This is a genomic window from Runella sp. MFBS21, assembly GCF_029433105.1.
Classification (GTDB): domain Bacteria; phylum Bacteroidota; class Bacteroidia; order Cytophagales; family Spirosomataceae; genus Runella.
This window is the reverse complement of record NZ_JARNTW010000001.1, coordinates 937420-949790: the sequence shown is the minus strand read 5'-3', so window position 1 is coordinate 949790 and position 12371 is coordinate 937420. Positions and strand designations below refer to the sequence as shown.

The following is a 12371-nucleotide window of genomic DNA, read 5'->3' as shown; positions in this document are numbered from 1 at the left end:
AACGGCATGGTAAAACAACATATAAACAGAGGTGCATTCCAACCTCAGACTTATGCTGAAAGCTGCTGGGCAGCTTCCTTTGCAAATGTCTTTTCTCAATTCCCTAACGAAACAGACAAAAAGACAGAAGCAGATTTTTTAACCCAATTAGGGAAAGCGGGAAATAATGCATCTATTCAGAAAACGGAGTTAGAAAATTTACTTAATATTAGTCTTTTTTCTAAATATCTTACGCAACTACCCAACTCATCTTGGCAAAGTATTAGGGTGACTATAGATAGTGGAAAAATTTTGGTGCATTGTTTTCCTATATTTGGCTCAGAAATGAGCCATTTTGTTAATATATACGGCTATGAGGAAAACAAAACTGGAAAATGGCTATACATTTATGACCCCAAGCCTGATAAAAAGGGGCAACACTATGTTTTGAGTTATAGTTATTTTTTACAAACAATGACCCAAAACATACACACCACAGAAAAACATATATCAGGTGTTTTTTATTTTAAAGACCCTCCTCGCCTCACCTCATCTCTTGATACTCAAAGCTTCTCTCTGCATGATACCAATGTCAAGGCCAATTCTCTTTTTGAAAATCTAGTATCAGTCGCTAATACACTTATAGAAGACTCATCCGAAGTCTCATTCGAATTTCTTAGTATAGCAAATGTACCCATAGAAGGAATCGCACGAGGCTCTATTAAAACGCTAGGAGGAGATAACAATTTACAACCTACTAGTATAAGAGAAGCTGAAAGTAAGTTTAGCCGAACTATTAGGAATTTTCAAATTGTAAGAAGTCATCTGTACAAATCAAACTTTCTTCCACTCATACATATTACAAATGCCAATGTAACACCAAATGAGTTTGAATTTATCACTGCTATCACTTATCGACAAAATGAAAGTGGGGTAGAATCAATATTCTCTTTAGATTTCTTGAACGTACCAGAGATAAAAAACAGACTAAACGACTTCTTAAAATTACCGAATTTCGGATTATCGATTTATATCGAAAACGATAATTATCGAAGATTGGAGTTAACAGCAGCAAATATAGCTCCTTTTGTAGTCCATATTGATAAAGTTTTTGTTATTGAGGGCCCTGTTAATATTACTGAACAAATCCTTAAAAAAAATGTCATACAAGTAAGTACCCCGATAGACCTTGAAAATGTAGGTCGATTCAAAGATATTAGGCGACGCAAATAATCGTTGCAGTCCTCCATTCTCTTCCTCATATCCCCAAAATTGGGGATTTTTTGATTTTGGGCAATTCCCGACCTTTGTTAGGCAAGCTTTTAACCCTATCATAGGTAATTTATTTTCCAAAATTGTTATGATGAAACCCTTACAAAAATTCACGCCTGTTTTTAAAGAATGCGGAAACAAAGCAGCACTGATTAGCCTTGCGAGTGTCCAAAAACCCATTTCAGAAAACCGTAAAACACGTCTTTTTTTTTTCAACAATAGCGAGTACGACCCCGCATCTAATCAAGCTACTTGGCAGCCGCTATCCAAACATCTGGCCCAATATTTGCCGCCGGGCCAAGTACGCTTCAGTTTTCACTTAATAAACGAAGGCTGCCATCGGGTCATTTTTAAAGTAAGGAGAGTCCAAGAACATCATAATTTTGCCACTCAACTGGGGTTTGAAGTTGTGGGACAAGGACAGGTAGCCCACACTGAAGAAAAATCCCACCCCAACTATAGTTTGCTCATTGTGGAATTGGGATATATAGACTCAACAACGGATATGTGGGAGTTGTGCCTTCACATCAACCTTATGCATCCTGATAGTGTGTTTGTTTTTCAGGAGGCTTATTTACAACGCTTGTCTTAATCGCAGGCTTTTCTCACTTTCTGCAAAAAGCGCTACCGTTGGATAGGATTGTATTGATTTTATAAGAACTAGCCCTAAAATTTGTAATAGTTAATTCGGACATCAAAAACGGCTTTGCTCAACACCACAGTATTTTTCACATCCCAAAAGCCGCAAAATTTCATAAGACATTTTTAGTAACAGTGGGCTTTACCCGCTGGCTAGGACTCTTTTTGCTGAACTAAAATAAACCCAATTTCAACAATGGCTATGGTACGTTTTAAAGTCACTTTGTTTTTTATTCAAATATTGCTGCTTGCGTTGGGGTTTGATAGCCAAGCCCAACGCCTAGGACAACCTCACATAGTCATTACTATCAAAACAGGTGGCGACGACCTACGTAGCGGACAATCAGCAACGGCTGATATTTATTTCAAAAATCGCCAACCTTGGAAAAATATTGATTTAAATGAAGGACAAGGATGGGGGAACTTCTCGACGCATACCTACCAAGATGCTTTTGACGGAATCTTACCAAGCGACTTCAAATCTCTGACTATTAAGCACAATGGTAGCCCTACGCAAGCATTTCAGGATTATGACAACTGGAATATCGACCAAATCAAGGTAGAAGTAATAATGCCCAACAGAGAACCTATGCGTACGGTATTGCTCGATATAAGGGCTCAACCAGTGGTGCGTTTTACGGGTGATTACCGACAAAGAAGTTGGAATTTCTTACAAGTCAATGACCCCGTTGACCCGGCTGCTACAAATGTTTCTTCTAATGCCTCTTCTACTGTAGGAACATCATCGGCGGTAAATTCGTCGCTCAATCTTTCAGTCATGAACAACCGCAGTCTGTGGCCAGTTAGCAAAAATGGACAAACACCTCCTAATGCCTTACAAGCAGGCTACGAAGCCGATGGGACTCCACTATACATTGCTCGTTCTTTTTATAACAATAGTTTTGTGATTGGTAAAGTCAGAGCCAATGCACAAGAGGCATTTGTACCTTATGGCGGCCGCGAAATCATCCAAAACTCATTTAGCGTATATACCGGAACGGGTAGTTGGGTCTTGGTCAGAGCAGGGCAAAGCGTCCCTCCCAATGCCATTGTAGCAGGTCAAGAAGCCAATGGCACTCCTCTTTACATTGCGCGAGCCAGCATGGGCGGAGGGCTCCACATCGGCAAAAGTCGAGGGCGCGATGCTTTTATTCCTTTTGATGGCAAAGAAGTGGTAGTATCTTCGTTTGAAGTGCTAGTGCCGGCACCTCTCAAAGCTTCCGACAAAATACGGGTAGTTCGGTGGATTTCGCCTGTCACTGGAGATTTTGAATCTATGCCCGAAGGACGCCACACCGACCAACAGTTAATGGGCTGGGGTTTTAAAAGCAAAATGTATCAATTTTCGGGCTTACGCAATCGTCCCAACGACCCCAATGCCATCGCCGTTTATCGCTGGACTATGCCCAATTGTAGTGCTTCTATCATGTTTGGAGAGCATGAACTTAGTGATAATCAATTGCTAAGCTGGGGATATAAAGACAAAGAGTTTCAGTTTTATGCCTATCGCCGCCCGCCCAATGATGGCCTTTCTTATGTGCCTGTTTATCGTTGGATTAATGCCAAACCCCAAGGTGACCCCTGCCGCGATTTTACGCTTACCGTAGCGAGTACCGAGCTTACCGATGAGCAGCTCCGTAGCTGGGGCTATTCAGACAAACGATTGCAGTATTATGTTCTTAGATAAACTTTAAACCCTTTTAATCAAATGTCAAGACTAATTCAAAGAAGAGATGATTGGCTACGTCGAGAAGGCCAAAGAAGTATAGACTATTCTAGTGCTATTTTTTTAGCGGCTGGAAGTGGGCATTTTACCCCAGGTAGAAGTCTACCAATATCTTTAATTGTACTCCACGTCACAGGAAGCCATGATCAAATGCCGCACGAAGCACCGCCTGTTGGCCTATCAGCAATGAATATGTTTAGAAGCGAACATGGAAATACTAGTGCTCACTATATTATTGATAGAGACGGGACCATTATTCAAATGGTTCGAGAAAGAGATACCGCTCATCATGCGACAAATTATAATCGTAACAGTATAGGTATTGAACATGTATCTCGTTATGATTTGCTCTTAACGGAAATTCAATTTAGAAAATCTGTCGAATTAGTATCGTCTTTATGCCAAAAATATAGTATTCCTGTTTCTCGGAATATTAACAATGGCATATGTGCTCATGGTGATTTATCAAAGAAAAAACCTCATTGTGGTACAGGAAGCTGGAATTGGGAAAGATATTTACTTGAAATCCAACAGCGCTTAGCTACTATATAATCAAAAGTTAGGGCTAAAGCCGTTGTGCTATTTTCATATTTTTTAGCCCCAGCCTAAAGGCGTGGGGTTAAAAAATATGAAAATATCTCGGCTAATTCTTCTTAATTACTTAAGATACCAAGATAAAAAAACTATAAATGCATGTCACAAGAATCATCAAATGAACGTTTTAATCGGATAAGAAGAGAAATTGGTACCCTACTATCTTTTTCGTCTCGTCTCAATGATTTGGCACGTGATAATCTTATCTATTGGCTAACGGGAAGTGGAGCTACAAGTAGTGATTATCCAACAGATGCCTTTCAGAGGTCTTCAGTAGTGAATAACGAATTGGAAACAACCCACTTAAGGCGTTTAAAAACAGGTATCTTGAGACGTTTACAAGCTAGTTCTAATGAAATATTTCCGTCAGGTGTGGGTACGTCAGTCAGTTTTTTAGGTGGAAACGAATTTTTATCTAGACTCCCAAATCAATTAAAGAACAACAGATGTGAAGAGTTTTATATAGAAAGCTCAATTGGGTTTGATAGTTTTCTACTTGGGTTAAATATGGATTTGGCATATGCTTTCGGAGGGCTTTCCATTCTCTCAAAAATTCAAGTTAGATTATTAGAATTTAATCAAACACATCCCGAAAATTCTAGAATAAGAATAGAGAGATGGCGTTGTAAAATATATGATGAATATGACTGGGATATTGGCAAACAGGCTTTTCTTTTTGGATTTGGCATATCTGATGCTGATATGGTGTTTTATCGGCAGTATAGCCGTCAGTTAGGAAATCCCCGTGGAGAAAATTATACAATTCTTTCTAGAGAATGGATACATACCTCTCCCTATAACTTCACGACTGTAGAATCGCTTGATTCTTATTGGTCTCGTATAAATCCCACTTCTATTCATTAATTATTCAATGAAAAAATAATACCCTTTATCAACTATCTATCCATTTTTACTTTACCACCTCAATGCTAGAAAAGGATGAAAAACTATTTACAACAGCCATTTATAGCAAGACTTAAAGTTTCATCAATGCATTTCAAATCCCCTTAAAAATTACTAACTTACCTTAAAATTCACTCATGTAGTCGATACATTATGAAAGTTTTCCACATAATCTGTGTATGGTTGGGGATAAGTGCCTCGCTTTGGGCCCAAACCGTCAGTTTTGCAGATTATAAAGAACGCGCTGATAACTGTTTTGCCAAAGCTGATTACGATTGCGCCCGTAGCAATTATGAACGAGCACTACGTATTAGGGGCAATGATAAGCACTGTTTGAGCCAATTAAGGAAAATTGAAGACATCGAAGACCGAAAGAAAAAAGAGAAAAGTAGAACCAAACAACAACAAGCCGAACAAGAGCAGTTGCTTAAAGAAAAAGAAGTCGAAAAGAAACGAATTGCTGAGCAAAATAGGCTCGAACAAGAAAAAATTAACAAAGAAAAAGCTCTCAAAGAACAGCAAGCTCAAGCCTTAGAAGCTTTGAAATTAAGCTTTTTGAAAACAAATTATCCCCAATCCACCGACGACGACAAAGACGGAGTACCTTCTTTTTGTGATTTTTGTCCAGCCCAAAAAGGTGAAGTTCAGTATTGGGGATGCCTTACGCCTATCATACCCAATAGCCCTTGGCACCAATACGCCAACGGAAAAATACCCCCAGAAGCTGTAGAACTTGGCAAAACACCAGAAGGAAAAAAAAGATACCTAGCCCGCGCAGGCATCACTCATTTGGGATACATTGATGAAGAACAAAAACAAGCTATCATTGGCCCTAACAATGTCTTTATCAATGTGTATGATGTATTGGAAGGAAAACATTTTAAGTGGGTACAACCTTCGGCAGATTGGTATATCTCAGGCAAAGCTGTGCCTCGTTCCGAAATATCTACCCAAAATTTCATCGCAAGATTTTTATCAAAAAACAAAGTTGCCGTTGGTGTTGCCAATCCTTCTAATACGGCAGCGCTTTTTTTTGATGATACTCAAAACTTCCAAGATACAAAGTATGAAATCCTTATCGACGAAGCGGTGCCTGTTGGCTTTTTTTATCTAAAAACCGACAAAAGTGTCAACCCTTCGGCTATTACACTTTCAGTCAATGCTATCACTACTTCTACCAAAGCATTTGAGATAAAAACAGGCACAGTCGAAATCTTCGCCGAAGGCATTGATAAAAAGAAAAAAAGGATTTCTACTCCCAAAATCAATTTGAAGGTAGAAACCCTCCACCGCTATTATTATGTACTAGAAAAACGCTCCGACGAAGAGTGGGTGTTAAAAGAAGAAACACGCTAAATTTCTATAATCGTGCCAGCGTCAAGCCCCCGTCAATGACAAAAACCTGCCCTGTCGAATACGGAAATGCTCCTTCTGCAATCGCCGCTACGGCCTTCCCGATGTCGTCGGGGTAGCCCCAGCGAGCTTGTACCGTAAGTCCTTCGGCAATGAGTTTGTCGTATTTGGCTGTCACGCCTGAGGTCATATCCGTTTTGATGATACCCGGCCTTACTTCATACACAGGAATGTTGAATTCGCCCAACCGCGCCGCAAAGAGTTGGGTCATCATTCCCAAACCCGCCTTAGCCACGCAGTATTCGCCCCGATTGACCGAAGCTACCGTAGCCGACACCGACGAAATAGTAATAATATACCCTTCAAAATCAGGGGTTTCGTATTTTTGTTCGACCATCCAATTGGCCACTGCTTGGGTCAAGAAGTAGGTTCCTTTAAGATTGGTATTGAGTACTTCATCAAAACTCTCTTCGGTGGCTTCCAAAATATCATTGCGAACTTTGGGTGCAATACCGGCATTGTTGACTAGTACATGGAGACGGCCAAAATGCTCTTTTATTTTTGCCAACATAGCCGTCCGTGCCGATGCCGAAGCGATGTCACCTTGGCAATAAATCACCTCTGCCCCTAGCGCCCGCAAAGCCGTCAGTACTTCTTCTACTGCCGACTCTTCTCGCACGCCATTGATGGCCAAGTCAAAACCTTTAGAAGCTAAATGTTGGGCGATACCAAGTCCAATCCCTCGGCTACCGCCCGTTACGAATGCAATTTTTTTCATTAGAGACATATGTTCTTACTTAATAAGCAAGTAAAATGTGAGCAGGAATTCCCAGCTCATTGTGTAAGAACTTTAAGAAATTGAGGCTCATTTGTTTTTTGCCGCTCATAATTTCTGAAATCGTGCTTTTGCTCATCCCGACTCGTTTAGCTAATCCTGTTTGAGATAACCCTTGTTCTTCCATTTCATATTTTAAAGCTTCTAATGGCGACAACATTTCTACCTTATGATGTTTTTGTTCATATTCATGTATCAACAAAGACAACACTTCTAACAAGTCACCTTCTGGAGTCGAAGGTTTGGCATGAAAAATTTTTGATAATTTTTCTAAAGCCAATTCGTACTCTTGTTCTGTCTTGATAGGTCTTATGGTTTCCATGAGTTAAAATCTACAGTTTTAGCGTCAATCCCATCATATGCGGCATGGGTACCAATAAATTTCACAAAACACAGTTGGAATTCGTAGTTGAATGCTGCTATCAAACGGTATTTATTCTTTGCGATATTAAATACAATTCGTTCGTTGCCTACATAATCAGCGCCCTTAAAACTCGCGATGATTTCTTGAAGAGTTTTAAAGTTTCCCCCTTCAATTTTCCCATACCAATGCCTTAAGTTAGGTTCAGCATCAGGATAAGCTACCCAAAACTGCTTTAAGGTCTTTAAAGCATGTATTCTCATACAAAGAGAAATCAAAAGTTCGAATAAAGCGAACTACGAAACTAAAACGATGTATCCATTTTCTTTGGCAAATTTACATACTGTCTTTTATGGCTTTCAACGCTTCTGCTTCGGGGCGTTTTTTGTAGAAAGTATCCAACGGATAACAACCCGAAATCAGTCCGTTTCGAGGTGCAGACGTACAATCGGAGAAGGTTCTACAAATCAGATTGCGAGTAAGGGTGCGACCATTGATTATATCTTCGGGCATATTGGGATAGGAGAGTACCATGCGCCCAAATCCGATACTATCAGCCATGCCATTGCGCAATACATACTGCGCCACATTGGGGAGCCATTCTTGTAAATAGGAATAACCCGAGCCGATGATTACCAATTCGGGAAACGCTTTTTTTAATTCATCCGTCACCGCAATGTGCCTTTGAACACCCGCAAGTGGCTCTTCGGGCGGCTGATACCCATCCGAAGGCGGAAATAGCGCCGGACGAGTCAAGTGTGGATTGTAATAAGGGCTACCCGCTGTGATACAAACAATCTGAATACCAAGCGACTGCGCTAATCCTAAAAACGCCTTAGTCTCAGTCAAATCTATCCCAAGTCCGTTTTGTTGTCCCCCAAAAGCATAAGGATATTGCTCTGCTTCTTCGGGTTGACCAAGGTCGTTAGGGCCTTTTTTGTATGGTAAAAAATCAAAAGCACTCAACCGAATTCCCATCTCTAGGCCAGGAGCCTCTTTTTGAATACCTGCTACGATATTGCGCAGATAACGGGTGCGGTTTTCAAAACTTCCGCCGTATTTGCCGGGTCTATCAATAGCACTCAAAAACTCGTGTCCCAAATATCCATGACAATGCTTGACATCCACAAAATCATAGCCCGCTTTTTGAGCCAATACCGCTGCTTTGATGTATTTGTCGATGATATCGTCGATTTCTTCGTCCGTCAAAACGGGGTAATCGGCCTCCATTCCAAATTTTTTGTTTAAGAAAGGATGCGAATACAGGATTTTGGACTCAAATTTTTTGTGGCTATTGGGTTTACAAAAACGCCCCGAATGCGTCAGTTGCAAACCAATAACCAAGCCGTCGGTATTACCAAATCTTTCGGTATGTTTATCTAAAATCAGCTGCCGAAGCTGTACAAATTCTTCAAAGTTTTCTTCATTTATCACCAACTGATTAGGATTAGCTTTGCCTTCATGACAAACCGCTACGGCCTCGCATCCATACAACAACTTAGCGCCACTGACGGCAAATTTTACCCAACGATTTTTGGTAAATTCCGTAGGTTTTCCGTCCAATGTCCCGTCCCAACCTTCCATGGGCAAGATACACAAGCTGTTACCAATGGTTTTACCAGACTTTAAAGAAATGGGTTTGGCAAAAGGGCTTTGGTCAGGCGCAAGTAGAGTCTCATCAAACGACAAATCTACCCCAGCCGTCTCTAAGTATTTTTGCAAATCAGACGCAGTTTTGAGCTGCGCCATTCGAGTATATTTGGGTTTGTATTTTGTACTCATTTGGAAGAGATAAATATTTTTCAAGAATTTAGGCATCACTAAACTTTCCAAGTGTAGGATAAACTAGGAAAGTTTCAGCTTATCTATTTTACACAATTTAAAAAAGCATAATAAGGCTCATCTTGGATAATACGCTGAAGATACAACGCCACCTCACGGATATGATAGTCACCCCACATACTGGATTCGCCGTAGGGGATTTTACTGCCCTCTGGTATATAATCCCAGCCATTGGGACGGTGATAAATTGAGTGTAACAACAAACCTTGATGCGTAGGGTCGGTGCTGAGGTAGGGTTCTTGCAATAAAGTATCCACTACCGTCAAACCCGCTTGCCAGTAGCGTTGTCCGGCTGCGACTTCACCTTTGCCAATGAGATATTTGCCAAGTCTCAACAGCCCCTGCGCCCCAATCGCCGCCGCCGAACTATCAACGGGTTCGTAATCATTGAAAGGGTCGGCGGGCGCATTGAGATAATCGCCCAATTTGTGAAGATAAGGCGCGCCAGTATCCCAGTAAGGTACGCCATCGATAGGGGTATGTTCAATGAAAAAATCGCAGGTAGCGCGTGCACCTTTGAGCATTATTGCTTCTATCGCTTCCCGACCACCAAGAAGTGTCAAATCGGCATCCGAAATTTGCGCCAACGCCTCTAACTGCTCAGGAAAACCACACATGGCCCATGCTAAGCCACGTGTCCAAGTACTAAAACCGGTATAGCCTTGTTGAGAATTAGGACAACGGAAGTTACCGTCTTTGACATTAAATACACTTTCGTGCGCGGTACGTCCCCAAATATCGTATGAGTCGCGGCCTTCGCCATAATACACCGAAAAATCGGCCGTAGCTTTGATGTGTTGTAAGGCGCGTTCTAATAGATTGATTTTGACATCGCCTTCTCCTTGAAAAACGTGCCCTAACTGATGACTCACCACCAACGCCCGACACGACCGAATGGTATCCACAAACAACGAATGAGGGCCATTGAAAGAGTGAATAAAACCGCCATTGGAGCTACCATCACGGTTTTTGATACTCGTCCAGCGGCTTGCTTGCACAGCACCGGAGATTTTGAGGGCAAGCTCATAGAAATTTTTCTCCCATTCATTAAACTCAATCTTGCTTTCATGCATCAGCCGCAGCAAGTTGCCATAAGTGCTGACGTTGTTGAAACCGTGGTCGTGGACACCAATATGACTTACATGAGGAGCCATTACCGAAAGGGTATTTTTGCGTCCTATTTCTAAAAATTCTTTTTCTCCCGTCACATCATATTGCAAAATGGCTGAACCAAACTGAAACCCTTGGGTCCATTCGGTCCAGCCACGTGTCGAATATTGGCCTTTTATGGTAAAAACAGGAGAGCCTTTTGATACATCGTAGTGTTGTTCAATGGCGTTTATTTTTTGAGCCGAAAGTCCCCAAAATCGTTGAAGCTTTGTAGACAAATCGGCAGTAGTAATAGTAGAATTGATTCGAATCATTGACGCAATAATTGTGCTTTTATCAATGAAGAAAAACACCCTCCAAAACTACCCTTTCTTAGAAGGCTTATTTGCATAAATATCTCTCCGAAAATCTAGCATCTGTAGTTGCACTCAACAAAATTTAGAACAAATGTCTACACTTTTTGACGAATCACATCAAAGGCATCGTCGTATTGTTTATCTACTTTTTTGATGGATTGTTTTACACTTTTGAGGGCTGTGCTGTAGTTGGCGTTGATTTCCATGAGGCGGTCGGTAATCTGCTTTCCTGTGGTTTCCTCAATTTCAAACGTCCAATCTTTCAAGCCTAAGTCATAGTACATCTGCCCCTTGATGGTGTCTTGTGGTTGACGTAGATAAAACGCGGGTGTGCCATTGGCCAGTGCGATAATGGGCGAATGGCATTCATAGCTCAGTACGGCATGGGCGTGGGAATACAACGACGCCGCCTCATCAGGCAGCCAATAACCGTGTTTGACCACAAAAGGCTTCACATCATCTGGGAGTGGGTTGACCAACAATTCATCAATAATATCCACTTGATAGGTCATTTCGGGGCAAACTACGATTTTATTCCCCGTCTTTCGTACCCAAGTCACCATGGCTTCACGTACTTTGGCATGGTCGATTTCCTTCCATTTATCATTGAGTTCGTTGACCTCCTTGATACGCTCTTCACTCCAGCCGCTGGGCCTGATTTTGTAATAAGGCGTTACACGAAGACGCGGAATCACACAAATGAATTTGCGATGTTCCAATTTATTTTCCTGAATAAATTGATTGGCTTTTTGGTCGTCATGAATCTCCAACACAAAAGTAGCATCAGGCGCAAAAGCGATGTGTGGCCCTTGTACTCCTGCTTCTTTTAGTTTTTGAATAGAAGCTGTTTCACGCGTAAAAACAAACGAGGCGTGTTGTAATAGGTCTTTTAACGCAGGCGAAACAGTTTGTGTAGTAACCCCAAAAATACCAAAGGGCTTCTGGGTTTGTTTGTGCCAAGCCTGTAGATAATCAGCGGCGGCTACTGAAGGCCCCGAACCATGAAGAAAAAAATCGGCTTCCTGAAATGCCCGTTTTACTTCTTCTGTTTGGGGTACAAACTCCTTATCTACCGCCCCGTGAATAATGGTGACGTCGGGATAGTATTTATTGAGCATGGTTTCCACCTTCTCACTTTTGCTTTTTTTCCAGAGAATAATTCTAGATTTAGGAAGACGTTTTTTCAATAATCCAATCAATCCGGGCGTATGCGCAATGTCTCCGATGTTGACATCTTGCCAACCCGAAGTGATGAGTAATACGGGGTTACTTTTCTGGGTTGCTTGCGACAAAAAAGGAAGCATGGCAGCGGCTGAGGCCAAGCTGGTTTGTTGTATAAATTGACGACGATTGAGGGGCATGGATTTATCTTTTATATGGTTAATGATAGACCTAGAACCT

Annotated in this window: 12 protein-coding genes; 6 read left to right on the top strand and 6 right to left on the bottom strand. The window is 41.3% G+C overall.

Annotated features, from left to right (window positions below; all coding sequences use genetic code 11):
• Positions 1–6: 6 nt before the first annotated feature.
• The 6 genes from P1X15_RS03670 (at position 7) to P1X15_RS03645 (ending at position 6469) form a co-directional block, all read left to right on the top strand.
• The gene (locus P1X15_RS03670; RefSeq protein ID WP_277336776.1) at positions 7–1212 is read left to right on the top strand and encodes a papain-like cysteine protease family protein; all 1206 of its coding nucleotides are present in this window, start codon (positions 7–9) and stop codon (positions 1210–1212) included.
• A gap of 127 nt (positions 1213–1339) precedes the next feature.
• Entirely contained in the window at positions 1340–1843 is a 504-nt protein-coding gene (locus P1X15_RS03665) for a hypothetical protein (RefSeq protein WP_277336775.1), read from the top strand.
• Positions 1844–2086: 243 nt separating this feature from the next.
• Positions 2087–3577 carry a DUF3421 domain-containing protein gene (locus tag P1X15_RS03660; RefSeq protein ID WP_277336774.1) on the top strand — a complete coding sequence of 497 codons (1491 nt, stop codon included), beginning with the start codon at positions 2087–2089 and terminating at the stop codon, positions 3575–3577.
• A 21-nt stretch (positions 3578–3598) separates the two neighbouring features.
• A complete protein-coding gene (locus P1X15_RS03655; RefSeq protein WP_277336773.1) occupies positions 3599–4168 on the top strand; it encodes an N-acetylmuramoyl-L-alanine amidase in 570 nt (189 codons plus the stop codon).
• 141 nt (positions 4169–4309) lie between these two features.
• Positions 4310–5074 (top strand): hypothetical protein, encoded by a 765-nt coding sequence (locus P1X15_RS03650; RefSeq protein WP_277336772.1) that lies wholly within the window; start codon positions 4310–4312, stop codon positions 5072–5074.
• Positions 5075–5266: 192 nt separating this feature from the next.
• The gene (locus tag P1X15_RS03645; protein WP_277336771.1) at positions 5267–6469 is read left to right on the top strand and encodes a hypothetical protein; all 1203 of its coding nucleotides are present in this window, start codon (positions 5267–5269) and stop codon (positions 6467–6469) included.
• A gap of 4 nt (positions 6470–6473) precedes the next feature.
• Here the strand turns inward: P1X15_RS03645 and P1X15_RS03640 are convergent, their stop codons facing one another.
• The 6 genes from P1X15_RS03640 to P1X15_RS03615 form a co-directional block, all read right to left on the bottom strand.
• Complete coding sequence (locus P1X15_RS03640; RefSeq protein WP_277336770.1) at positions 6474–7244, bottom strand: 3-ketoacyl-ACP reductase; 771 nt, start codon at positions 7242–7244, stop codon at positions 6474–6476.
• Positions 7245–7263: 19 nt separating this feature from the next.
• The gene (locus P1X15_RS03635) at positions 7264–7623 is read right to left on the bottom strand and encodes a type II toxin-antitoxin system HigA family antitoxin (RefSeq protein ID WP_277336769.1); all 360 of its coding nucleotides are present in this window, start codon (positions 7621–7623) and stop codon (positions 7264–7266) included.
• Entirely contained in the window at positions 7611–7925 is a 315-nt protein-coding gene (locus P1X15_RS03630; RefSeq protein ID WP_277336768.1) for a type II toxin-antitoxin system HigB family toxin, read from the bottom strand. The genes P1X15_RS03635 and P1X15_RS03630 overlap by 13 nt, the downstream gene beginning before the upstream one ends.
• Positions 7926–7998: 73 nt before the next feature.
• Positions 7999–9444, bottom strand: coding sequence for an NADH:flavin oxidoreductase (locus tag P1X15_RS03625; protein WP_277336767.1), 1446 nt, complete (start codon positions 9442–9444; stop codon positions 7999–8001).
• Between the two features lie 83 nt (positions 9445–9527).
• Positions 9528–10928 (bottom strand): glycoside hydrolase family 88 protein, encoded by a 1401-nt coding sequence (locus P1X15_RS03620; RefSeq protein ID WP_277336766.1) that lies wholly within the window; start codon positions 10926–10928, stop codon positions 9528–9530.
• Positions 10929–11065: 137 nt separating this feature from the next.
• Positions 11066–12331 (bottom strand): polysaccharide pyruvyl transferase family protein, encoded by a 1266-nt coding sequence (locus P1X15_RS03615; protein WP_277336765.1) that lies wholly within the window; start codon positions 12329–12331, stop codon positions 11066–11068.
• Between the last annotated feature and the right edge of the window lie 40 nt (positions 12332–12371).